The 22,992-nt window shown below is 69.7% G+C and carries 24 protein-coding genes; 11 read left to right on the top strand and 13 right to left on the bottom strand.

The annotated features are described in order from the left end of the window. Positions 1–124 precede the first annotated feature (124 nt). On the top strand, positions 125–1,423 hold the full coding sequence (locus tag ACFVJX_RS18110) for a M18 family aminopeptidase (protein WP_384122766.1): 1,299 nt from the start codon (positions 125–127) through the stop codon (positions 1,421–1,423). Between the two features lie 48 nt (positions 1,424–1,471). On the opposite strand, the gene ACFVJX_RS18105 is transcribed toward ACFVJX_RS18110, so the two are convergent. Beyond that, entirely contained in the window at positions 1,472–2,464 is a 993-nt protein-coding gene (locus ACFVJX_RS18105) for a GlxA family transcriptional regulator (RefSeq protein WP_384122764.1), read from the bottom strand. 154 nt (positions 2,465–2,618) lie between these two features. Between ACFVJX_RS18105 and ACFVJX_RS18100 the strand changes: the two genes are divergently transcribed. The 4 genes from ACFVJX_RS18100 to ACFVJX_RS18085 all read left to right on the top strand — a co-directional run bounded on the left by ACFVJX_RS18100 (position 2,619) and on the right by ACFVJX_RS18085 (position 5,575). Then, a complete protein-coding gene (locus tag ACFVJX_RS18100) occupies positions 2,619–3,209 on the top strand; it encodes a cysteine hydrolase family protein (RefSeq protein WP_384122762.1) in 591 nt (196 codons plus the stop codon). After that, positions 3,209–3,940, top strand: a complete 732-nt coding sequence (locus ACFVJX_RS18095) for a cysteine hydrolase family protein (protein WP_384122761.1) — start codon at positions 3,209–3,211, stop codon at positions 3,938–3,940. The genes ACFVJX_RS18100 and ACFVJX_RS18095 overlap by 1 nt, the downstream gene beginning before the upstream one ends. Before the next feature lie 128 nt (positions 3,941–4,068). Continuing rightward, a complete protein-coding gene (locus ACFVJX_RS18090; protein ID WP_384122759.1) occupies positions 4,069–5,208 on the top strand; it encodes a hypothetical protein in 1,140 nt (379 codons plus the stop codon). A 148-nt stretch (positions 5,209–5,356) separates the two neighbouring features. Beyond that, positions 5,357–5,575 (top strand): DUF6458 family protein, encoded by a 219-nt coding sequence (locus ACFVJX_RS18085; protein WP_384122757.1) that lies wholly within the window; start codon positions 5,357–5,359, stop codon positions 5,573–5,575. A gap of 73 nt (positions 5,576–5,648) precedes the next feature. On the opposite strand, the gene ACFVJX_RS18080 is transcribed toward ACFVJX_RS18085, so the two are convergent. Further along, positions 5,649–7,460: an NHL domain-containing thioredoxin family protein gene (locus ACFVJX_RS18080; protein ID WP_384122755.1), complete on the bottom strand. Its 1,812-nt coding sequence runs from the start codon at positions 7,458–7,460 to the stop codon at positions 5,649–5,651. Between the two features lie 64 nt (positions 7,461–7,524). On the opposite strand from ACFVJX_RS18080, the gene ACFVJX_RS18075 reads away from it, so the two are divergent. Further along, the gene (locus tag ACFVJX_RS18075; RefSeq protein WP_384122752.1) at positions 7,525–8,016 is read left to right on the top strand and encodes an LURP-one-related/scramblase family protein; all 492 of its coding nucleotides are present in this window, start codon (positions 7,525–7,527) and stop codon (positions 8,014–8,016) included. Between the two features lie 58 nt (positions 8,017–8,074). Here the strand turns inward: ACFVJX_RS18075 and ACFVJX_RS18070 are convergent, their stop codons facing one another. Next, a complete protein-coding gene (locus ACFVJX_RS18070; protein WP_384122750.1) occupies positions 8,075–8,875 on the bottom strand; it encodes a carbon-nitrogen family hydrolase in 801 nt (266 codons plus the stop codon). Between the two features lie 178 nt (positions 8,876–9,053). On the opposite strand from ACFVJX_RS18070, the gene ACFVJX_RS18065 reads away from it, so the two are divergent. Then, a complete protein-coding gene (locus tag ACFVJX_RS18065; RefSeq protein WP_384122749.1) occupies positions 9,054–9,878 on the top strand; it encodes a maleylpyruvate isomerase family mycothiol-dependent enzyme in 825 nt (274 codons plus the stop codon). A 59-nt stretch (positions 9,879–9,937) separates the two neighbouring features. Here ACFVJX_RS18065 and ACFVJX_RS18060 read toward each other — a convergent pair whose 3' ends face one another. From ACFVJX_RS18060 to ACFVJX_RS18050, 3 genes are all read right to left on the bottom strand, one after another. Further along, complete coding sequence (locus tag ACFVJX_RS18060) at positions 9,938–11,248, bottom strand: nitrate/nitrite transporter (RefSeq protein WP_384122747.1); 1,311 nt, start codon at positions 11,246–11,248, stop codon at positions 9,938–9,940. Beyond that, on the bottom strand, positions 11,245–11,919 hold the full coding sequence (locus ACFVJX_RS18055) for a GntR family transcriptional regulator (RefSeq protein ID WP_384122745.1): 675 nt from the start codon (positions 11,917–11,919) through the stop codon (positions 11,245–11,247). The genes ACFVJX_RS18060 and ACFVJX_RS18055 overlap by 4 nt, the downstream gene beginning before the upstream one ends. A 112-nt stretch (positions 11,920–12,031) precedes the next feature. After that, positions 12,032–12,991, bottom strand: coding sequence for an NADP-dependent oxidoreductase (locus ACFVJX_RS18050; RefSeq protein ID WP_384122743.1), 960 nt, complete (start codon positions 12,989–12,991; stop codon positions 12,032–12,034). A 71-nt stretch (positions 12,992–13,062) separates the two neighbouring features. On the opposite strand from ACFVJX_RS18050, the gene ACFVJX_RS18045 reads away from it, so the two are divergent. Both ACFVJX_RS18045 and ACFVJX_RS18040 read left to right on the top strand, forming a co-directional pair. Then, positions 13,063–14,007 carry a GlxA family transcriptional regulator gene (locus ACFVJX_RS18045; protein WP_384122741.1) on the top strand — a complete coding sequence of 315 codons (945 nt, stop codon included), beginning with the start codon at positions 13,063–13,065 and terminating at the stop codon, positions 14,005–14,007. A 124-nt stretch (positions 14,008–14,131) separates the two neighbouring features. Continuing rightward, a complete protein-coding gene (locus ACFVJX_RS18040; RefSeq protein WP_384122739.1) occupies positions 14,132–15,034 on the top strand; it encodes a D-alanyl-D-alanine carboxypeptidase family protein in 903 nt (300 codons plus the stop codon). Between the two features lie 92 nt (positions 15,035–15,126). Here ACFVJX_RS18040 and ACFVJX_RS18035 read toward each other — a convergent pair whose 3' ends face one another. The 3 genes from ACFVJX_RS18035 to ACFVJX_RS18025 all read right to left on the bottom strand — a co-directional run bounded on the left by ACFVJX_RS18035 (position 15,127) and on the right by ACFVJX_RS18025 (position 17,076). Then, positions 15,127–15,807: a DUF4232 domain-containing protein gene (locus ACFVJX_RS18035; RefSeq protein WP_384122737.1), complete on the bottom strand. Its 681-nt coding sequence runs from the start codon at positions 15,805–15,807 to the stop codon at positions 15,127–15,129. A 196-nt stretch (positions 15,808–16,003) separates the two neighbouring features. Further along, a complete protein-coding gene (locus ACFVJX_RS18030) occupies positions 16,004–16,189 on the bottom strand; it encodes a DUF397 domain-containing protein (protein ID WP_384122735.1) in 186 nt (61 codons plus the stop codon). Positions 16,190–16,194: 5 nt separating this feature from the next. Then, a complete protein-coding gene (locus tag ACFVJX_RS18025) occupies positions 16,195–17,076 on the bottom strand; it encodes a helix-turn-helix domain-containing protein (protein WP_384122733.1) in 882 nt (293 codons plus the stop codon). 226 nt (positions 17,077–17,302) lie between these two features. Here ACFVJX_RS18025 and ACFVJX_RS18020 point away from each other — a divergent pair, with 226 nt between their 5' ends. Then, a complete protein-coding gene (locus ACFVJX_RS18020; protein WP_384122731.1) occupies positions 17,303–17,743 on the top strand; it encodes an ATP-binding protein in 441 nt (146 codons plus the stop codon). A gap of 9 nt (positions 17,744–17,752) precedes the next feature. On the opposite strand, the gene ACFVJX_RS18015 is transcribed toward ACFVJX_RS18020, so the two are convergent. The 4 genes from ACFVJX_RS18015 to pdhA all read right to left on the bottom strand — a co-directional run bounded on the left by ACFVJX_RS18015 (position 17,753) and on the right by pdhA (position 21,987). Beyond that, the gene (locus tag ACFVJX_RS18015) at positions 17,753–18,289 is read right to left on the bottom strand and encodes a hypothetical protein (protein ID WP_384122730.1); all 537 of its coding nucleotides are present in this window, start codon (positions 18,287–18,289) and stop codon (positions 17,753–17,755) included. Positions 18,290–18,438: 149 nt separating this feature from the next. Beyond that, complete coding sequence (locus tag ACFVJX_RS18010) at positions 18,439–19,830, bottom strand: dihydrolipoamide acetyltransferase family protein (protein WP_384122728.1); 1,392 nt, start codon at positions 19,828–19,830, stop codon at positions 18,439–18,441. A gap of 10 nt (positions 19,831–19,840) precedes the next feature. After that, entirely contained in the window at positions 19,841–20,821 is a 981-nt protein-coding gene (locus ACFVJX_RS18005; protein WP_384122727.1) for an alpha-ketoacid dehydrogenase subunit beta, read from the bottom strand. Between the two features lie 2 nt (positions 20,822–20,823). After that, entirely contained in the window at positions 20,824–21,987 is a 1,164-nt protein-coding gene (gene pdhA / locus ACFVJX_RS18000) for a pyruvate dehydrogenase (acetyl-transferring) E1 component subunit alpha (protein WP_384122725.1), read from the bottom strand. Between the two features lie 339 nt (positions 21,988–22,326). Between pdhA and ACFVJX_RS17995 the strand changes: the two genes are divergently transcribed. Then, positions 22,327–22,983: a response regulator gene (locus ACFVJX_RS17995; RefSeq protein WP_384122723.1), complete on the top strand. Its 657-nt coding sequence runs from the start codon at positions 22,327–22,329 to the stop codon at positions 22,981–22,983. The last annotated feature ends 9 nt before the right edge of the window (positions 22,984–22,992 follow it).

The following is a 22,992-nucleotide window of genomic DNA, read 5'->3' as shown; positions in this document are numbered from 1 at the left end:
TTCCGGGGGGCGGTGCTGTCGTAGGGGCTGGATACGCTGGTCGGACAGGGCCGTACGTGCCCGCCGGGCCCGGTTCCCCCGGTCACCGGATACCGGATACCGGAGCCTCGTTACAGTGAAGAACATGAGTTCATCCCTCCGCTTCGACCGCGGGCACACCGACGATCTGATGGCCTTCCTGATGGCCGGCCCCTCCCCGTACCACGCCGTGGCGGCTGCCGCGTCGAGGCTGGAGAAGGCCGGTTTCCGGCAGGTCGAGGAGACGGCGGCCTGGGACGGGTCCAGCGGCGGGAAGTACGTCCTGCGCGGCGGCGCGATCGTGGCCTGGTACGTGCCCGAGGGCGCCGAGGCGCACACCCCGTTCCGGATCGTCGGGGCGCACACCGACTCGCCGAACCTGCGCGTGAAGCCGCTGCCCGACACGGGTGCGTACGGCTGGCGGCAGATCGCCGTGGAGGTCTACGGCGGCACGCTCCTCAACACCTGGCTGGACCGGGACCTCGGCCTCGCCGGGCGGATCTCGCTGCGTGACGGCACGCACCGGCTGGTCGACATCGACCGGCCGCTGCTGCGTGTGCCGCAGCTGGCGGTGCACCTGGACCGGACGGCCAACCCCGACGGCCTCAAGCTCGACCGCCAGAAGCACATGCAGCCGATCTGGGGCCTCGGGGACGTGGAGGAGGGCGACCTCATCCGGTTCGTCGCCGAGGAGGCGGGTGTCGACGCCGAGGACGTCACCGGCTGGGACCTGATGCCGCACCCCGTCGAGGCACCGTCCTACCTGGGCCGCGACCGCGAGCTGGTGGCCGGGCCGCGCATGGACAACCTCCTCTCGGTGCACGCGGCGACCGCCGCGCTGGCCGCGGTCGCCGGTCAGCCCGACGCGGACCTCCCGTACATCCCGGTGATGGCCGCCTTCGACCACGAGGAGAACGGCTCGCAGTCCGACACCGGAGCGGACGGACCGCTGCTCGGCACGGTCCTGGAGCGCTCGGTGTTCGCCCGCGGCGGTACGTACGAGGACCGTGCGCGCGCGTTCGCCGGCACCGTCTGTCTCTCCTCCGACACGGGCCACGCGATCCACCCCAACTACGGGGAGCGGCACGACCCGACGCACCACCCGGTCGTCAACGGCGGGCCGATCCTCAAGGTCAACGTCAACATGCGGTACGCGACCGACGGCAGCGGCCGGGCCGTGTTCTCGGCGGCGTGCGAGAAGGCGGGCGTGCCGTGGCAGACGTTCGTCTCCAACAACTCGATGCCGTGCGGCACCACGATCGGCCCGATCACCGCCGCCCGGCACGGCATCCAGACCGTCGACATCGGTGTGGCCATCCTGTCGATGCACAGCGCCCGTGAGCTGTGCGGAGCGGACGACCCGCATCTGCTGGCGACGGCGCTGGCGGCGTTCCTGGCGGGCTGACGACGCGCCGATGGTCCCCCCTGCCGGGCTCCGGCAGGGGGGCCGCTGTCATTCCGGGCCGGTCCGGAACCGGCGCCGGTACTCGGTCGGTGTCGTGTCGAGCCTGCGGCGGAATGCCCTGACCAGGGTGTCGACGGTGCCGAACCCGCAGGTGGACGCGATCCGTTCGAGAGTGGCGTCGGTGGATTCGAGCTGGTTGCGCGCCCGCTCGACACGGACCGACTCGATGTAGGCGTGCGGTGTCGTACCGAGTTCGTTCTTGAAGATCCGGGTCAGCTGGCGGTCGCCGACGTGACCGTGCCCGGCGAGGTCCGCGACGGTGAGCGGTTCGCCGATGTTGCGCATGATGTAGTGCCGCAGATCCTCGATGCGCCGGGTCGTGGAGACCTGTTCCAGCGGAACGCTGAACTGGCTCTGTCCGCTCGGCCGCTTCAGGTACATCACGAGCTGTCTGGCGACCCGCAGCGCGATGGCCTCGCCCAGATCGTCGGCGATGAGGGCGAGCGACAGATCGAGGCAGGCACTGATCCCCGCCCCCGTCCACACGTCTCCCTCGCGGATGAAGATCGGATCGGCGTCGACCTCCACCAGCGGGTGATCCGCGGCGAGTTGCTGTGCCGTCGACCAGTGGGTGGTGGCCCGCTTGCCATCGAGAAGCCCGGCGGCGGCGAGGATGTGCGCGCCGACGCAGACGGACGTGACCCGGCGCGTGCGCGCGGCGAGCTCTTCCACCCGCCGCACCACGGCCGGGTCGGTGAGCGGGTGGACGCGCCCTTGGCCGTCGACCTCCACCGCTCCGGGCACGAGCAGGGTGTCGATGCTCCTCGCCGCCAGGTCGCCGAAGGTGAGGTCGGGCAAGATCCGGACCCCGGCGGCGGTGGTGACCGGCCCTGTCGTCTCGGCGGCGAGGACCACGTCGTAACCCGCCGCCTCCTCCGTCTCGCGGCGTGCGAGGGAGAACACCTCGGGCGGTCCGGTGACGTCGAGCAGGTCGACGCCTTCGAAGAGGACGATGACGATCAGTCGTTCGACGGTACTCACGTGTGCCTCCCTCACAGCACACCACCCGGCGTGTCGGTTTCTGCATGTTAGACGACATTGCCGACGTGCCGGTGTGGGCCATACCGTTTTGAGTGCGGCCCACCGGACGTGTGGACCCGGCCTCCCCGACATGAAACGCGCAGGTGACACAGCCATGCCCCGGACGACGCTGCGACAGCTCAACGGCTTCGACGAGACCCCCGCGAAGCTCGCCGACTCGACCCTGATCCTCGTCGACTACCAGAACACCTACACGACCGGCGTGATGGAACTGGACGGCTGGCAGGCCGCGCTCGACGCCGCCGCCGAGCTCCTGGCACGGGCCCGCCGGGCGGGCACCAAGGTCATCCACGTCATCAACGACGGCGGCGAAGGCACCCCGTACGACATCCGGGCCGAGATCGGACAGATCCATCCGCGCGTCGCACCGGTCGAGGGCGAGCCCGTCGTCGTCAAGCAGGCGCCGAACGCCTTCCACGGCACCGACCTCGCCGACCACGTCGAAGCGGCCGGCAGGAACGACGTCGTCATCGCCGGATTCATGACCCACATGTGCGTCGCGTTCACCGCCCAGGGCGCCTTCCTGCGCGGTAACCGCCCCACCGTCGTGGCCGATGCCAGCGCCACCCGTGCCCTGCCCGTCGCCGGCACCGAACTGGACGCCCGCCAGGTGCACTACAGCGCGCTGGCCACCATCGCCGACCTGTACGGGGTCGTCGTTCCGACGCAGAAGGAGATCTTCTGATGAAGCCGGCGCGTACCGCCGTCGCCCTGGGCGCCGTCATCGTCCTCACCGCCACCGCCACCGCGTGCGGCAGCTCCGAGGCCGCCTCACGCGAGGACAAGCCGTCCGCGGCCACGGCGGGGAAGAAGGCCGCGGAGGAAAACGTCGCGAGGGACACGACCACGCTGCGGGAGCTGAACAAGCTCGGCGAGACCCCGGCCACGCTCGCCGATTCGACACTCATCCTCGTCGACTACCAGAACACCTACACCAAGGGCGTGATGGAGCTCGACGGCTGGAAGCCGGCGGTGAACAACGCCGAAGCCCTGCTGAAGCGAGCCCGCGCGGCGGGTACCCCGGTCATCCATGTCGTCGACAAGGGCTACGACCTCAAGTCGGAGGCCGGCCGGATCATCCCGGCGCTGAAGCCGGCCAAGGGTGAACCCGTCGTCGAGAAGAGCGTCCCCGACGGTTTCCACGGCACCGACCTCGCCGCACAGGTCAAGAAGGCCGGCCACGAGAACGTCATCATCGCCGGGTTCATGACGAACATGTGCACCCTGTTCACCACCCAGGGCGCGTTCCTCAACGGCAACAAGCCGACCGTGGTCGCCGACGCCTCCGCGACCCGGCCGCTGCCGCTGAACGGCAAGCCGAACGGCATTCCGGCGAAACAGCTCCACGAGGCCGCCCTCGCCACGGTCCAGGACCTCTACGGAGTCGTCGTACCGACGCAGAAGTCCCTGGCCTAGAGCCTCTCCCGCCCGGCGCACCGCCGGGCGCTCCCTCCCCCAGGCACTCCCTCCCCCCAGATTCCCCCCACCCCTGAACCTCCCCCCACACCGCAAAGGAAGCACGTAACTCAGCAGGAAGACGGGGCATGACCACACGTAGAGGTTTCCTGGGTACCGCGTCGGCCGTAGGGGCGGCCACGCTACTCACCAGCACACAGTCGGCCACCAGCGCGTCGGCCGCACCGGCAGCGGCCATCACCGCGACCGACGAGAAGGCGGCCCGGGACGCGATACGAAACGTCAACGCGGCGATGCGCACGAACTACGCGTCCCTGAAATCGGAACTGATCAAGCAGCTCAGCCCGGTCGTCGTCGTCCAGAACAACGCCGTCGGCGGGCGCTTCACCCTGATCAACGAGGGACGGCAGATCGAGACGGTCGACCCGGTCCCCGAGTACTTCGAACTGGCCAAGTCCATCGCCCACATACCCCTGGGCATGTACTCGGTGCTCGCGCCCTACCTCAGCGACCAGGTCCCCAACATCGCCAACTCGGAACGCATCGACCCGCACGACCTGGACATGATCGTCTTCAAGGCCCCCGGGGACACGGGCTGGATCACCCCGCTGAACGCCTACCGGGCCACGCTGAACACGGCGCTCACCAAGCTGGGCACGGCCAATCTCCCGCCGGACCTGGAGGCCTCCTGCGACACGATCCTGCGGGAGGCCATGTCGTTCATCGACGCCTCCGTCGCGGCACGGACCTTCGACATGGTGTCGTTCAACGAATTCGCCGCCACCGTCTACCCGGCCATCCGCGTCAACATGACCTTCGCGGCCACCGCCCAGATCAACGGCCTCGAAGCCCTGATGAAGCGGTGGCGCACGTTGCTCGGCGAGGAGGCGTGGAGCGACCTGTACGTCACCGTACTGTCGATCTGGACCACGTCGGATCTGAACCAGGCCTCGATCATCATCCGCCGCACCATGAACCAGGTGAAGGTGGACACCCACCTGATCGACCTGCCGACGGTGGAGACCCCGTCGGACCCGATCTTCGTCGCGCTGGACAACCTGGCCCGGATCGTCCAGGACAACGTCGCCGCCGAGATGGTCTTCAACACCGATCTGAAGGTCGCCGACGCTCTCAAGGGCGAGGAGGACCTGCTCTCGGACGAGATCCTCAAGCAGATCGGCGGAACCGCCCCCCGCGCCCGCACCGCCGCCTCCGTCGGAGCGGCGGCCGGCGCCTGCCCGATCACCGGGCGCACCGCCGCGGTGTGATCACCCCGCCCCCCCGGCCCCGGCAGCCGGGGGGTGCGTGCGGTTGTCCGCTGCCGCCGAACCGGCCCCGGACGCATGGTCGTTATCCCGCCGGGTACCCGCTCCGTACACGGACCGGAGCTTCCGGACCGTCGAGGAGGCGGAACTCATGGGACTCGGAGGATGCATCATCCTGATCGGTGCAGGGGCGATACTCGCCTTCGCGACCGACTGGGAACTGGACAGCGTCAACGTCGACATGGTCGGCTGGATCATGATGGTCGTCGGCATCATCGGCGTCTTCGTCTACGCGAGCGTCATGCGGCGCCGTCGCATGGTCGTGCCCCCCGCCACCACGGTGGTTTCCGAGGACGAACGCCACCTGTGACCAGGACGGGGGCGCCCCGCAACGCGGGCGCACCCCATCCCCGGGCCCGTACGCCGCCCGTCCCCCCGGTCGTTCAGCCCTGTTCGTCCATCCCGGCGAGGACCAACGGCAGCCGGGACGCGCCCTCTTCGGCGACCCGGACGGGTACGCCCCAGTCCTGCTGGTGGACATGGCAGGCCGGGTACTCGTTGGCGGGGTCGTCGTCGCAGGACGCGGCCATCGCCGAGACATGCAGGACGCCCTCGGTCACCCCGTCCGCGAGGACGAGATCGCGGAAGAGGTCGGTACCCGCGCCGTCGCCCCCGGCCAGCAGCTCCGGCGGGGTCGAGGAGACCAGCAGCCGGGTCGAGGGCCCGTACCGGGTGTCCAGCTTCTGTCCGGCGGGCGCCTGGAAGACGACGTCGAGCCGGAGCGTGCCCGGGGCGATCTCGGTGGCGACGCGCTGGGTGCGGTGCGCCTGGTCTGCGACGCGCACCGCCTCCTCGGGCAGCCGCAGCCGGGTCAGCCGGTGCCCGGCGGACTCGACGACCACGAGATCGCCGTCCACCAGTACGGCATCGCTGGGCTCACGCAGATCCGTGGCGAGTGTGGTGACCTCACCGCTCGCCGGGTCGAAGCGGCGCAGGGCGTGGTTGTACGTGTCGCAGACGGCGACGGACCCGTCGGGCAGTGCGGTCACGCCCAGCGGGTGCTGGAGCAGTGCCTGGCCGGCATCCCCGTCGCGGTGGCCGAAGTCGAAGAGTCCGGTGCCGACCGCGGTGTGGACCGCGCCCTCCCGGTCGACGTAGCGCAGCGCTGACGTCTCCGAGTCGGCGACCCAGAGCCGGTCATCGGTGGCCGCGAGCCCGGACGGCTGGGCGAACCATGCCTCCTCGCCCGGACCGTCGACCAGCCCCTCGTTCGTCGTGCCGGCCGCGACCCGCACGGAGCCGTCCTCGGGGTCGTACGTCCACAGCTGGTGCACACCGGCCATGGCGATCCAGAGCCTGCCGTCGAACCAGGCGACGTCCCACGGCGACGAGAGGTCGACCTCGCGGCCCGCGCCGCTGGTGGGCGCCCCCTGCCACCACTGGCGGCCGCTGCCCGCGAGCGTGCTCGTCACACCGGTCGTGAGGTCGAGCGCGCGGATCGCGTGGTTCACCGTGTCGGCGACGGCGATCCGCCCGTCGGGCAGCACCGCAAGCCCCTGCGGCTCACTGAACCGGACCTCCTCGGGCCCGCCGTCCGTGAATCCGCGGTCGCCGGTGCCGAAGTGCCGGCGGACGGTCTCACCGTCCGCCTCCAGCTCGACCAGCCGGTGACGCGTGGTGTCGGAGACCAGGAAGCCGCCGTCGGCCAGCAGCAGCGCCTTGCCGGGGAAGCGCAGATGTGTGGCCACCGGCTCCGGCGCCACATAGGGCCCGTCACCGCGGCGCAGCGTGCCCTTCTCCGCGTGTTCGGCCTCCAGCTCCTCGACCAGCTTCTCGATGGCGTGGGCGTGGCCCTCGCCCGCGTGCTGGGCGACGACATAGCCCTCGGGGTCGATGACGACGAGGGTGGGCCAGGCGCGTACGGCGTACTGCTTCCAGGTGGCGAGCTCGGGGTCGTCGAGCACCGGGTGGTGCACCTCGTACCGCTCGACGGCGTCGACCACGGCCTGGTGCTCGGCCTCGTGGACGAACTTCGGCGAGTGCACGCCGATGATCACCACGGTGTCGCGGTGCTTCTCCTCCAGCTCGCGCAGCTCGTCGAGGACATGCAGGCAGTTCACACAGCAGAACGTCCAGAAATCCAAGATCACAATGCGCCCTCGCAGGTCAGCGAGGGTGTACTGCTGGTCGCCTGTATTGAGCCAGCCGCCCTTGCCGATCAGTTCGGGGGCCCTGACGCGCGCACGTGTTGCCATGACAACAGTCAACATCACCGTGGCCTCCACGCATTCCACAAGCACCTCGGGGAACCTGTGAGCCATGAGACTTCTTGTGCGTGAGCGAGTGTTCGGCATCGGCGACGACTACTGGATCGAGGATGCGGACGGGCGCAAGGTCTTCCTCGTCGACGGCAAGGCCATGCGGGTGCGCGACACCTTCGAGCTGAAGGACGCGCAGGGCCGGATCCTCGTGGAGATCAAGCAGAAACTGATCAGTCTGCGCGACACCATGCTCATCGAGCGGGACGGTGAGCAGCTGGCCAAGGTCAAGCGGAAGCGGCTGTCGCTGCTGCGCAACCACTACCGGGTGACGCTGGTGGACGGCACCGAGCTGGACGTCAGCGGAAAGATCCTGGACCGCGAGTTCGCGGTGGAGTACGACGGGGAGCTGCTGGCCCAGATCTCGCGGCGCTGGCTCACCATCCGGGACACGTACGGGATCGACGTCGTGCGGGAGGACGCCGACACCTCGCTGCTGATCGCGGTGGCGGTGTGCGTCATCGTGCTCGCGGAGAAGGAACACGAGGACTGAGCCGCACCGGTGCCTGTTTCACGTGAAACAGGCACCGGCCCGAAAAGGGGGCGTCCGGCTATCCGAGGACCGTCGGCGGGGCGAGTCCGAGACGGCGGTCCTTGAGCGCGGGGAACTGCTCCCTGGTGGTGGCGACCCGCGTCGGGTCGAACTCCACGCTCAGCACCTCTTCGTCCGCACCCGCCTCGGCGAGCACCTCGCCCCACGGGTCGACGACGATGCTGTGCCCGGCCTGCGGGATTCCGGCATGGGTGCCCGCGGAGCCGACGGCCAGTACATAGGCTTGGTTCTCCACGGCCCGCGCCTGCGCGAGCAACGTCCAGTGGGCGCGGCGGCGTTCGGGCCAGCCCGCCGCGACGACCAGGGTCTCGGCGCCCGCGTCGACCAGTCCGCGGAACATCTCCGGGAAGCGCAGGTCGTAGCAGGTGGCGAGGCCGAGCGTGGTCCCCGGCAGGGGGACCGTGACCAGCTCGTCGCCGGCACCCATCATGACCGCCTCGCCCTTGTCGAAACCGAAGCGGTGGATCTTGCGGTACGCGGCGGCACGCTCGCCCTCGGGAGTGAAGACGAGCGTGGTGTTGTAGAGCGTGCCGTCGTCGGCCCGCTCGACGAAGGAACCGGCGTGCAGCCAGACCCCGGCACCGGCGGCGGCCTTGGCCATCACCTCGTGCGTGGCACCGAGCAGCGGTTCGGCCTCGTTCTCGAACTCCGTATAGGCGAAGGCTCCGACCGGCCAGAGCTCGGGCAGGACGACGAGATCCGCGCCCCGCTGGGACGCGACCAGCGAAGCCGCGCGCTCCCTGCGGGAATTGACGGATTCGTCCGGGTCTACTGCGATCTGGATGAGAGAGGCGCGCACACTACCACCGTCCTGGCATATGAGCCGTCAACACGGGCCTACGATCGTCACACGAAAGCACTGCCGGGGTGCCTGCTCGCAGCGTAACTTGGAGCGACCGAACCTCATTGCAGCTCGCAGCCCGCCGTCCGCGCCCAGCTCTCCAGCCCATGCACCGCAGAACCGCACGAGGGGTCCCGTGACCGTCCATCCCAGCCTCCAGACCTACGCCGACGCCTGGACCCAATCCATCGAGTCGATAGCCGAGCTGGTGAGCCCGCTCACCGAGGGGGAGTGGAACGGCCGTACTCCATGTCCCAACTGGTCGGTGCGCGACATCGTGTCGCACATCATCGGCATGGAGTGCGAACAGCTCGGCGACCCCCGCCCCATCCACACACTGCCGCGCGATCTCTACCATGTGCAGAGCGACTTCGCCCGCTACATGGAGATGCAGGTCGACGTGCGGCGCCACCACACCGCACCGGAGATGACCTCCGAGCTGGAGTACACGATCATCCGGCGGTCCCGGCAGCTGCGCAACGAGACGCGTGACCCGGAGACCATGACACGGGCGCCCCTCGGCGCCGAGCAGACCCTCGAACTGGCGCTTCGGATGCGCGCCTTCGACGTCTGGGTGCACGAGCAGGATCTGCGGACCACGCTCGGGAAGCCCGGCAACCTGGACTCCCCCGGCTCCGCGATCGTCCGGGACACCTTGCTGGCCGCGCTGCCGAAGGTGGTGGCCAAGGACGCGGGCGCGCCGCCCAACTCGGCGATCGTGCTGGATGTGCACGGGCCGGTGGAGTTCCTGCGCACCGTGCGGGTCGACGCGGAGGGCCGTGGTTCGGTCGACGGCGCACCGTCGCTCGGCCCCGCGGCGACGCTCGCGATGGACTGGGAGACCTACGTCCGGCTGGCCTGCGGCCGGGTCCGGGCGAGCGCGGTCGCCGACAGCATCAAGGTCGAGGGCGACCAGGACCTGGCCACCTCGATCCTGCAGAAGTTCGCCGTCACCCCGTAGTCACGGCACCGGCGCGCCCACCCCGCAGGGGGACGGGCGCGCCGCCGCCGTTTTCGCGGTCAGGCCGGTACGTGCACGGCCTCCACACGGCTGATCACATGGTGCTCGCGCTCCCGGTGCGCGGCCCTGACCCGCAGCCGGAGGATCTGAACGAGCCCGAGGGCCTCCAGGACGAAGACGGAGGCGAAGGCGATGCGGTAGTTGTCGCCGGTCGCGTCCAGCAGCACACCGACGGCGAACAGCGTGGTCATCGACGCCACGAAGCCGCCCATGTTGACGATGCCCGATGCGGTGCCCTGGCGCTCCGGCGGATTGGCCGGGCGGGCGAAGTCGAAGCCGATCATCGAGGCGGGCCCGCAGGCCCCGAGCACCGTGCACAGCGTGATCAGCAGCCACATCGGCGCGTGGTCCCCGGGGTGCAGGATGACCGAAGCCCACAGCAGGGCCGTCATCGCGACGGTACCCAGCGCGAGCGGGATACGCGCCGCGTGGTGGCGGGCGATGACCTGCCCGTAGACGAGCCCGACAGCCATGTTGGAGAGCACCACCAGGGTGAGCAGCTCCCCCGCGGTTCCCCGGCTCAGCCCCTGCGCCTCCACCAGGAAGGGCATGCCCCACAGCAGCAGGAACACCATGGCCGGGAACTGCGTGGTGAAGTGCACCCACATCCCGAGCCGGGTGCCCGGCTCCCGCCAGGCGGCGGCGATCTGCTTGCGCACGTAGGCACCGCCGGCATGTTCGGCGGGCGGCGGCGCGTGGCCCTCGGGGTGGTCCTTCAGGAAGAGCAGCAGCAGGACGAGGACCACGACCCCGGCCAGTGAGCTGCCGACGAAGGTGGCGGTCCAGCCGAAGCCGTGCAGCGCGCGGGCGATCACGAGCGTCGAGACGAGGTTGCCCGCCATCCCGAAGAGCGCGGCGACCTGCCCGATCATCGGGCCGCGCCGGGCCGGGAACCAGCGCGCGCCCAGGCGCAGCACGCTGATGAACGTCATGGCGTCACCGCAGCCCAGCAGGGCGCGCGAGGCCAGCGCGGCACCGTACGAGGGGGAGAGCGCGAAGCCGAGCTGCCCGAGGGTGAACAGGACGGCGCCGATGGTGAGGACCCTCTTGGTGCCCAGCCGGTCCACCATCAGGCCGACGGGTATCTGCATGCCCGCGTAGACGAGCAGCTGAAGGATGGAGAAGGTGGAGAGCGCCGAGGCGTTGACGTGGAAGCGGTCGGCGGCGTCGAGCCCGGCGACACCCAGGCTGGTCCGGAAGATGATGGCGACGAAGTAGACAGCGACGCCGATTCCCCAGACCCAGGCGGCACGCCGGCCGCCGGGCGGATCACCGGGCAGGGACAGGGTGGGCGCGGCGGCGGAACTCACCGGTCCTCACCCCTGACCAGCACCTTGACCCGGCTCACATGACGGCGCACGACCTGCGCGGCACCGTCCGCGTCACCGGCTCTGATGGCCTCCAACAGCTCGCTGTGCTCCGCGATGTTGGCTGCGATCCTGCCGGGGTGGGCCTCCATGACGGCGACGCCCATCCGCAACTGACGGTCGCGCAGCTGGTCGTAGAGCCGGGACAGGATCTCGTTGCCCGCGTGGCGGACGATCTCGGCGTGGAAACACCGGTCCTTCACCGAGACGGCGGCCAGATCCCCGGCCTCCGACATCTGCCGCTGTTCCTCCAGCAGCTCCTCCAGCCGGGCGATCAGCTTGGCCGACGCGGGCACGGCCCGGCGCACGGCGAACTCCTCGACGAGCAGCCGGGTCTCCACCACGTCCGAGATCTCCTGCGCGGAGACGGCGAGCACCAGGGCGCCCTTCTTCGGGTAGAGCTTGATCAGCCCCTCGACCTCCAGCCTCAGCAGCGCCTCCCGCACGGGCGTGCGGGAGACCCCGACGGCGTCCGCGAGATCGCCCTCGGTCAGGAGCGTCCCGCCCTCGTAGCGGCGGTCCAGGACCGCGTCCTTGATGTGTGTGTAGACACGCTCGGCGGCCGGAGGCTGCTTCACGGGCGGGCGGACGGGGGACGAGGCTGGGGCAGGCATGCACACAGCATAGATACAACACGCACGCAAGGATGACCCGTTCCACGATTCGGACGCCGCCGGCCGAGGAGGGACGGGCCGGGGCCTCCTCGGCGAGCGGCGTCCGGCCGGCTCATCGCACGGTCAGCACCAGCTTTCCCGCGGTGCGCCCCGTGTCACCGAGCGCGTGCGCCTTCGCCGCGTCCGCCAGCTCGAACGTGCCGGCGATCTCCGCGCGCAGCCGGCCCTCGGCCGCGAGCCGGGCGATCGCCGAGATCCCGGCATGGTCGTCCTCCACCAGCATGACCTCCGCCCGCACACCGAGCCGGGCCGCCTCATCGGCAAGCGCCGTGGTGCCGCCGTCGGGCAGGAGGGAGACCAGGATTCCGCCCCGCCGCAGACTGCGCAGGGAGCGGATCGCGTGGTCGCTGCCCTGGGAGTCGAGGACCACGTCGGCATCGCGGACGGCCTCGGCGACGTCCGTGGTGCGGTAGTCGAGGACCTCGTCGGCGCCCAGTGCGCGTACGAAGTCGTGCTTGGGCGCACTCGCCGTGCCGGTCACGTGCGCTCCGCGGAACTTGGCGATCTGAACGGCGAGGTGGCCGACGCCACCGGCCGCCGCGTGGATCAGCACTCGCTGTCCGGCTTCGAGGCGGGCGGTGTCGACGAGGGCCTGCCAGGCCGTGAGGGCGGCGAGCGGCAGGGCGCCGGCCTGCACATGGTCGATGGCGGCCGGCTTGATCGCGAAGGCGCGGGCGGGCCCCTTGACGTATTCGGCGTGCGAGCCCACGCCGTACGGGTAGGGCAGCATGCCGAAGACCTCGTCGCCCGGCTTGAAGAGGGTGACGCCGAGGCCGGTCGTCTCGATCACACCGGAGACGTCCCAGCCCAGGACGAACGGCGGCTCACCGAGGAAGAGCCCGGGGACGGCGCGGTGCTTCCAGTCCGTGGGGTTGACCCCGGCGGCACGCACCCGGACGAGGACCTCGCCGGGTCCGGGCACCGGCCGCTCGATCCGTACCTCCTTGAGTACCTCCGGGCCGCCGAGGCCGTCCTGGCTGATCGCGCGCATCGTCGTGCTGATGTCGTTCATGCCCCCCAGCCTGCGGCTCCCTGGCAGCCGACGGGAGTGGCACGAATGCCATTCATCGATAAGATCCTGTCATGCATCGTGTCGTAGTCCTGGCGCTCGACGGCGTCTATCCGTTCGAGCTCGGCATCCCGCAGCGCGTCTTCGGCACCGCGGACACCCTCTACACAGTGGTCACCTGCACCGCCGACGGTCGCCCGGTGCGCACCTCCGCGGACTTCACGATCGCCCCCGACCTGGGCCCGGAGGCGCTGGCCGAGGCGGACACGGTCGTCATCCCGCCCTACGAGTCGGCCCCGGAGTCGACCCGGCTCCCGCCTCCGGTGGCGGACGCACTCGCCCGGATCCCGGCCGGCGCGCGCATCGTGTCGATCTGCACCGGCGCCTTCACGCTCGCCGCGGCCGGACTGCTCGACGGCCGTCCGGCCACCACGCACTGGACGCTGGCGGACCGGTTCCGGGAGCTCTTCCCGGAGGTGGCCCTGAACGCGGACGTGCTGTTCGTCGACGACGGCTCCATCCTCACCTCGGCCGGAGCCGCGTCCGGCGTGGACGTCTGCCTGCACCTGGTACGCAAGGACCACGGCAGCGAGGTGGCGAATCACGTCGCACGCCGGTGCGTGGCGCCCGCGTGGCGGGACGGCGGGCAGGCGCAGTACATCGAACAGCCGGTGCCCGCGCCGTCGACGGCCGGGACGGCGGCGACCCGCGAGTGGGCGCTCGGAAGGCTGGACGAGCCGCTGACACTGACCGACCTCGCCGGGCACGCCCGGATGAGTCTGCGCACGTTCGCCCGCAGGTTCCGGGACGAGGTGGGGATGAGCCCGGGGCGGTGGCTGATCCAGCAGCGGATCACCCGGGCCCGGGAGTTGCTGGAGTCGAGTGACGTGCCCGTCGAGCAGATCGCCACCCGGGTCGGATTCGCGACGCCCGCGTCCCTGCGCCAGCATCTGCACGCCGCGATCGGTGTGTCGCCGCGCGCCTACCGCCACACCTTCCGGGCCGCGGCCGACCGCTGACCTCTCCCGGATGTCGTGAAAAATCACCCGCTCCTGCGCCACAACCATCCATCGCCCCCAGACGTCTCACGAGTGCGCGGCACCCTCATGAGGCCGCAATCCAGGGGCATTTGGAGCGTTGAACTTGAAACTCGGCATTAAGGGCATAAGGCGCGTATCCGTATCCGCCACGGTAGCCCTCACCGCAGGTGCCGTCGTCGCGGGCGGCGCTTTCGCGTCCACGGCACAGGCCGCCGCCGCACCGAAGACGCCCACGATCGTCGCCAAGGGCGGCTTCGTGATGAACAACGGCACCGGGAAGTCCCTCTTCACCAAGGCCGCGGACACCCGTCGCTCCACCGGCTCCACCACGAAGATCATGACGGCCCGGGTGGTCCTGGCGCAGAAGGGCCTCAACCTCGATTCCAAGGTCACGGTCCAGAAGGCGTACAGCGACTACATCGTCGCCAAGGGCGCGTCCTCGGCCCGCCTCATCGTGGGCGACAAGGTCACGGTCCGCCAGCTGCTGTACGGCCTGATGCTGCCGTCCGGTTGCGACGCCGCGTACGCGCTGGCCGACAAGTTCGGCTCCGGCTCCACGCGCGCCGCCCGGGTGAAGTCCTTCATCGGCAAGATGAACTCCACCGCGAAGACGCTCGGGCTGAAGAACACCCACTTCGACTCGTTCGACGGCATAGGGAACGGGTCCAACTACTCGACCCCGCGCGACCTGACGAAGCTCGCGAGCAGCGCGATGAAGTACTCCACGTTCCGCACGGTCGTGAAGACGAAGTCGACGAAGCAGAAGACCACCACGAAGAGCGGTGGCTACCGCTACATGTCGTGGACGAACACCAACAAGCTGCTGAGCTCCTACAGCGGCGCGATCGGCGTGAAGACGGGCTCCGGCCCGGCGGCCAAGTACTGCCTGGTCTTCGCGGCGACCCGCAGCGGCAAGACGGTCATCGGCACGGTCCTGACCTCCACCTCGGAGGCGAACCGCACCGCTGACGCGAAGAAGCTCATGGACTACGGCTTCAAGAAGTAACCGGGTCCGACGTGACGAAGGAGGGCCCCGCACGATGCGGGGCCCTCCTTCGTTCGCACAGACCCTGGGCCGAGCCCGGATCGCTCCAGGTGTCAGCCGCCCTGACCCGCGCTGCCGACCGGGCCGACCAGCACCTGGCCACCGTTGTCGCTGTCGCCCGCAGGGAGCGAGCTCTCGCCCGGCCAGGCGAGGGTGACCGACTTCGTCTCGTTCGGCGGAGTCACCACAAGACCCGTGATGCTGACGCCGGAACCGCCCGTCTTGTTGAGCGGGTAGCTGACGTAGAAGTCGATCTCCTTACCGTTCTTGAGGGTGTACGGGGCGTCGGCCTTGCCCTTGCGCGTGGCGGAGATGGTCCCCGCGCTGGTCTTCAGGTCGACACCCGCGAACCCGGAGATCACACAGTCGCTGCCGCTGGTGTTCGTCAGCTCCACCGCGATGTTGCCGTCGGGGTCGCCGTCGATGAAGGTGTTCTTCGCCGTGATCTTCAGTCCGTCGGTGGTGCACTTGCCGGTCTTCGCAGCCGGACCGCTGCCGCCCGAGGCCGACCCGACCGAGCTCGACCCACCGGTCTTCGAACGGGCGGAGTCCTTGGCACCGACCTGGTCCGAACCGCTGGAGTTCGAGCCCCCGTCGGAGGAGGATGCGGCGGGCGCGGAGGAATTGGCCGCCGGGTCGGTCTGCCCCACCGCCTCGTCGTCGTTCTGGCAGGCCGTGAGCGAGAGACCCGCGGCAAGGGCCAGGGCTGCGAAGGTGAGCTTACGAGCGCGCATGGATTCGTCCTCAGGATCGGTTGGTCAGTACCGGCCCACTCGGTACGTGTCGGTACCAGCGAGCGCTTCTGATCAACAGGAGCGGTCCGGAGCACATGGACGTTCCGCTCGACCCCGGGCTAAGACACGGCTGTTACACAAGCGCCGAGCCGGGACGACCCGACGGGCAGTCAGGACCACACCGTCTGACCTGCCCTTATGCCCGGCGCAGCCCGGCCCGGAAGGCGTTCCACGCTGCGGGGCCGAGGAGGATCAGGGGGCCGTCGGGGTTCTTCGAGTCGCGGACGGCGACGGTGCCGGGGATGTTGCGGGCGACCTCGACGCACTCCTGCCCGGCATTGCCTCCGCTGTAGCTGGACTTGACGAACCTGTACGCGGGCACGCGGACTACATCTCCTTGAGGATTCCATCGATAAGTGCGGCCGAGTTGCGCTGTGCGAGCGCAAGGCGCGTCATACGATCGAAAATCCTGTCGTGACGCCCGGCATCAGTATCGCTCTCCAGCCAGAGTGTGGTCGAGGTCGTATCCATGTGGACCACGTCGAGCGCACCTGGTTCGGCAAACGAGACGATGGTGAAGGCACTGGTCATGCCAGGGTGCGCGCCCACCAGGTACGGCATCACCTGGAGCTTCACGTTCGGGCGCCGGGCGATGTCCAACAGGTGCCCGAGCTGCTCCCTCATCACCTCACGCCCTCCCACCAGTTGGCGGAGGGCGCTCTCGTGCACAAGAGCCCAGAGCTCCAGCGGCCGGTCCCCGGCCAGCCGGGCCTGCCGGGCCATCCGTGACTCCACGAAGGGCTCGATCTCGTCAGGGTCCTCCCAGGAGCCGTTTCCCACGGCTAGCGCCCGAGCGTAGTCGGGTGTCTGGAGCAGGCCGGGCACAATGGCGAGTTGCCAGGTGCGGACCCCTGTGGCGATGTCCTCCAATGCCACGTACTCGGCCATGGCTTGAAGTCCCGGGTACTGGTTCCACCACCCGCTCGCCTTGCGGCGTTCACGGTCGGCCTTGGCCAGGACCAACAGCCTGCCGACCACCGCGTCGTCCGTCTCGCCGTACAGGTGGCACAGGGCCCGGACGTCCGGGTCACGTATCGGCACGAGGCCTCGCTCGATCTTGGCCACCTTGGCAACCGAGGCCGTCAACGCCTCCGCGGCATGCGCCTGGCGCAGCGAACGCGCCTCCCGCAGACGAAGCAGTTCTCCGCCGAGACGGCGTCCGAGCACAGTGGAAACCGTCCGCCCCCGATCCGGGCTGTTACCCGCCACGGTCAACTCCCTCCCACGCGGTCGCCTCAGTCTGGAGCTCCGGCCCATCGAACACCAACTAGGGCAGAGAATTCTCTGCAAGAACCACTTGCTGCCCGCTTACGGCTTCCGCTACTTTCGGTACCGAGCCGATCACCCAAAGGAATCGGCCGGCGGAAGTGCACCGCCCTGCCCAGCAGGCGCGGCATCGCCACCGCCCACACGAAATCCACGGAGGCACGCGACCATGACCGCAGCCCAAGAGGTCCCCGAGCCCGACCCCCCACTCCAGGAGGACCGCCTCGACTACACCCCCACCGCCCGCAGCGTCAGCCTCTGCCGTCGCCGGACCGTGCGGCTGGTGTCCGAGTGGGGGTATCCCAACCACGTGGGCGAGGTCGCGCTCCTGGTCAGCGAGTTGGCGACCAACGCGTTACTGCACGGCTGCATGCGGGGCCGGCTCTTCCGGGTCCACCTCATCCTCACCGCGGCCATCCTCCGTATCGAGGTCAGCGATCCGCGCGGCGAGCGGCTACCCGCACCGCGCGAGGCCGACTCCGACGACTGCTACGGGCGGGGGCTTCTCATCGTCGCCCAACTCGCCGACCGCTGGGGCATCGAGCCGCGCACCGTCGGCAAGACCGTCTTCGCCGAACTCATCCTTCGGCCGAGGCGCAGCACCGGCTGACCCGCTCCGTCAGTTCCCGTCCGCACTGGTCAGCGCTTCGGCAATCATGCGCATGGCGAAGCCGCGGTCGTCGGCGATGCGGTTGATCTGCTCCGCGAGCAGGAACGCGGTGGCTTCGAGCGGCGTCAGCTCCGCCTCGGTCCAGTCTCCGTACTGCATGCGCCAGAGATTGGGGCTGAGGCCCGTACCCGCCGCGATGACCAGGCCGGACATCGTGGGGATGACCTCGACGGGGATGCTCTTCGGCATCATGCGCATCGACGCGACGAGGGTCGGGACCACGTACTCGATGACGTCCTTGTCGTGGGCCTCGTGCGCCTGCCGCAGCCACGTCATGAACATGTAGATGAGCGTGCATGTGCCGTCCACCACGTCATCGGCTCCCCCGGGGCCCAGCGAGGCGATGAACTGCTGGAGCAGCGCCTGCTGTTCGGGGTCGGGCTCGGTGCCACCGTCGTACACGCTCTTGAGCCGGGAGTCGATCATCATGAGCGCCGCGCCGACATCACCGGCGGGTGCGTGCTGGGGGTCGCAGCTGGATGACACGGTGCCTCCTCGGGTGACCGCGACGGGCAGCGCGGGTGTCCCGCAGAGTAGACGGCCGGCGGGACGGCTCGTGGCTCATCAACTCTTTTTCACCTCCCCGGACATGGCGATGGGCCCGCGCGGGTTTCACGCGGGCCCATCGCACACGGCTACGCCCAGGTGATCAGGCGCTTCGGCTGCTCCAGGATCGCGGCGACGTCCGCGAGGACCTTGGAGCCGAGCTCGCCGTCGACCAGGCGGTGGTCGAACGAGAGCGCCAGCGTGGTGACCTGACGCGCCTTCACCTTCCCCTTGTGCACCCAGGGCTGGAGCTTGATCGCGCCGACCGCGAGGATCGCGGACTCGCCCGGGTTCAGGATCGGGGTGCCCGTGTCGACGCCGAAGACGCCGACGTTGGTGATGGTCACCGTGCCGCCCGCCATCGCGGCGGGGGACGTCCGGCCGTCTCGGGCCGTCGAGACCAGCTCGCCCAGCGACGCGGCCAGCTGCGGCAGCGTCTGCTCGTGCGCGTCCTTGATGTTCGGCACGATCAGTCCGCGCGGGGTGGCGGCGGCGATGCCCAGGTTGACGTAGTGCTTCTGCACGATCTCCTGGTTCGCCTCGTCCCAGGCGGCGTTGACCTCGGGGTGCCGCTTGATCGCGACGAGGAGGGCCTTCGCGATGATCAGGAGCGGGTTGACCCGCACCCCCGCCATCTCCTTGTCCTCCTTGAGCTCCGCCACGAGCTTCATCGTGCGCGTGACGTCGACGGTCACGAACTCGGTGACGTGCGGCGCGGTGAACGCGCTGCCCACCATCGCCTGCGCGATCGCCTTCCGTACTCCCTTGACGGGGATACGGGTCTCGCGCGCGGCCCCGGAGGGCGCGACGGCCGGGGCCGCAGCCGGGGCTTCGGCCTGCTCCGGCGCGGGCGCCGGGGTCGCAGCCGCGTGCACGTCGTCGCGGGTGATGACGCCGCCGTCGCCGGTCGGGGTGACCGTCGCCAGGTCGATACCCAGGTCCTTGGCCAGCTTGCGCACCGGCGGCTTCGCCAGCGGGCGGGCCTCGGGAACGGCCGCCGGACCGTGGCCGTTCAGCTCTCCCTGGACCGCGGCGGGCGCGGCGGCGGGAGGAGCGGTCTCGGTTCCCTTGCGGGCGCGCCGCTTGGTGGAGGACTCGGCTACGCCGTAGCCGACCAGGACGGGCTGACGCCCCTTGGGCGCCTCGGCCTCCGGCTCGGCGGCGGGCGCGGCCTCGGGCTCCGCGGCCGGCTCCACATCACCGGAGCCCGGCGCGACGTCCACCGCGATGATCACCTCGCCGACGTCGACGGTCGTGCCCTCGGGGAAGCGCAGCTCGTGCACCACTCCGTCGAACGGGATCGGCAGCTCGACGGCCGCCTTCGCCGTCTCGACCTCACAGACGACCTGGCCGTCGGTGACGGTGTCGCCCGGCTGGACGAACCACTTGAGGATCTCGGCCTCGGTCAGCCCCTCGCCCACGTCGGGCATCTTGAACTCACGGAAGCGAACAGCGTTGGAAGTGTCGGTCATCGTTGTCACGCCCCAGTCCTCAGTACGCCAGCGAGCGGTCGACGGCGTCGAGCACACGGTCGAGACCCGGCAGGTACTCGTCCTCGAGCCGGGCCGGCGGGTACGGGACGTGGTAGCCGCCCACCCTGAGCACCGGTGCCTCCAGGTGGTAGAAGCAGCGCTCCGTGATGCGAGCGGCGATCTCCGCGCCCGAGCCGTAGAACACCGGCGCCTCGTGCACCACGACCAGCCGGCGGGTCTTCTCGACCGAGGCCTGGACCGCGTCGAAGTCGATCGGGGACATCGACCGCAGGTCCACGACCTCGATCGACTTGCCCTCCTCCTGGGCGGCCGCCGCGGCCTCCAGGCACACCTTCACCATCGGGCCGTACGCGGCCAGCGTGAGGTCGGTGCCGGTACGGGCGACGGAGGCCCGGTGCAGCCCGCCGGGGATGGACTCGGTGTCGACCTCGCCCTTGTCCCAGTAGCGGCGCTTCGGCTCGAAGAAGACGACCGGGTCATCGCTCTGCACGGCCTGCTGCATCATCCAGTAGGCGTCCGACGCGTTGGACGGAGAGACCACCTTCAGGCCCGCGACGTGCGCGAACAGCGCCTCGGGCGACTCGCTGTGGTGCTCGACCGCACCGATGCCGCCGCCGTACGGAATCCGCACGACGACCGGCAGCTTGATCTTGCCGAGCGAGCGGGCGTGCATCTTCGCGAGCTGCGTGACGATCTGGTCGTACGCCGGGAAGACGAAGCCGTCGAACTGGATCTCCACGATCGGCCGGTAGCCGCGCAGCGCCAGGCCGATCGCCGTACCGACGATGCCGGACTCGGCGAGCGGGGTGTCGATCACCCGGCCGTCACCGAAGTCCTTCTGGAGGCCGTCGGTGATCCGGAAGACCCCGCCGAGCTTGCCGACGTCCTCGCCCATGATGAGGACCTTGGGGTCGGTGTCGAGGGCCTTGCGCAACGACTCGTTGAGCGCCTTCGCGATGGACATCTTTTCCACGGCCATGGCTACTTGCCCTCCTCGGCGAACGATGCCTGGTAGGCGGCGAACTGGGCGCGCTCCTCGTCGACGAGGGCGCTCCCGTCGGCGTAGGCGTGGTCGAAGATCGCCAGCCGGTCCGGGTCGGGCATCGCCCGTACCGCTTCGCGTACCCGCTTGCCGAGGACTTCGCTCTCCTCGTCGAGGCCGGTGAAGAACGCCTCGTCGGCCGCGCCCTGCTTCTCCAGGTACGTCCGCAGGCGCATGATCGGGTCCTTGGCCTCCCAGGACGCGCGCTCCTCGTCGGCCCGGTACTTCGTCGGGTCGTCGGATGTGGTGTGCGCGCCCATCCGGTAGGTGAAGGCCTCCACGAGGGTGGGGCCCTCGCCGCGACGGGCCCGCTCCAGGGCGGACCGGGTGACGGCGAGGCAGGCCAGGACGTCGTTCCCGTCGACCCGGACGCCGGGGAAACCGAAGCCCTGGGCGCGCTGGTAGAGCGGCACCCGGGTCTGCTTCTCGGTCGGCTCGGAGATCGCCCACTGGTTGTTCTGGCAGAAGAAGACGACCGGGGCGTTGTAGACCGCGGAGAAGGTGAAGGCCTCGGCCACATCGCCCTGGCTGGACGCGCCGTCACCGAAGTAGGCGATCACCGCGGAGTCCGCGCCGTCCTTGGCCACGCCCATGGCGTAACCGGTGGCGTGCAGGGTCTGCGAGCCGATGACGATCGTGTACAGGTGGAAGTTGTTGGTGTTCGGGTCCCAGCCGCCGTGGTTCACACCGCGGAACATCCCGAGCAGATTGGTCGGGTCGACCCCGCGGCACCAGGCGACGCCGTGCTCGCGGTAGGTCGGGAAGACGTAGTCGTCGTCGTGCAGGGCCCGGCCGGAGCCGATCTGGGCCGCCTCCTGGCCGAGCAGCGAGGCCCACAGGCCCAGCTCGCCCTGGCGCTGGAGCGCGGTCGCCTCGGCGTCGAAACGGCGGGTGAGGACCATGTCCCGGTACAGACCGCGCAGCTCGTCCGCGGTCAGGTCGATCGAGTAGTCCGGGTGCTCGACGCGCTCGCCCTCGGGCGTCAGCAGCTGTACGAGTTCGGGGCCGGAACCCTCTGGTGTCTTCGCGGGCGTCTTCGCGGCGCTGGTCCGCTTGCTGCTGCGTCGCGGTTTACGCGCGGCAGCAGTGCTCTCCACGGTCACGTGCGTGCTCCTCCGTCGGTCCGGCCCCCGGGGTCTGCCGGGAGACCAGTGCGGCTCGCCTGTGTCCGTACCCGTGCACGGGGTGTGTGCCGCTCGGTCCGGGAACAGGCGTGACAGGTGCCCCGGCGAGCGCCCTGTATAAGGCACGTTACCCAGTGCCTCGCGTAACTGCGAAACCCTATCTGACCTGCGATTTTGCTTGGATATCCAAGTAAATCGAAGAATTCGGGAACTCTCGCTGGTCACAGCACTGGTAACAGCCTTGCAGGCCGCCGGAACAACGGCACGTTATCCCGCCCGACAGCGGCAGGGAAGGGGTGAGTGTGTGAGACTGCGTTTGTGCGCAAAGAAGGAAAAATCACCGTTTTTCTGCTGGATGACCATGAAGTCGTCCGCCGCGGAGTCCATGAGCTGCTCTCCGTCGAGGAGGACATCGAGGTGGTCGGAGAGGCCGGTACGGCCGAGGACGCGCTGGTCCGCATCCCCGCGACCCGGCCCGATGTCGCCGTCCTGGACGTACGGCTGCCGGACGGCAGCGGGGTGGAGGTCTGCCGGGAGATCCGCTCCCGCGACGAGTCGGTCAACTGCCTGATGCTGACCTCGTACGCCGATGACGAGGCACTGTTCGACGCGATCATGGCGGGCGCCTCCGGATACGTGCTCAAGGCGATCCGGGGGAACGAGCTGCTGAACGCCGTACGGGACGTGGCGGCCGGCAAGTCGCTGCTCGACCCGGTGGCCACCGCGCGGGTCCTGGAACGGCTGCGCGACGGAAAGAAGGGCGGCGACGACAGACTCGCGGGCCTCACGGAGCAGGAACGCAAGATCCTGGATCTGATCGGGGAGGGGCTGACGAACCGGGTGATCGGGGAGCGGCTTCATCTCGCCGAGAAGACGATCAAGAATTACGTCTCCAGCCTGCTCTCGAAACTCGGAATGGAACGCCGCTCGCAGGCCGCCGCCTATGTGGCGCGACTGCAGGCCGAAAAGCGCTGACCGTCCCGC

The sequence above is a fragment of the Streptomyces sp. NPDC127177 genome, assembly GCF_042672475.1.
GTDB lineage: Bacteria > Actinomycetota > Actinomycetes > Streptomycetales > Streptomycetaceae > Streptomyces.
This window is presented reverse-complemented; position numbering and strand designations above follow the sequence as displayed.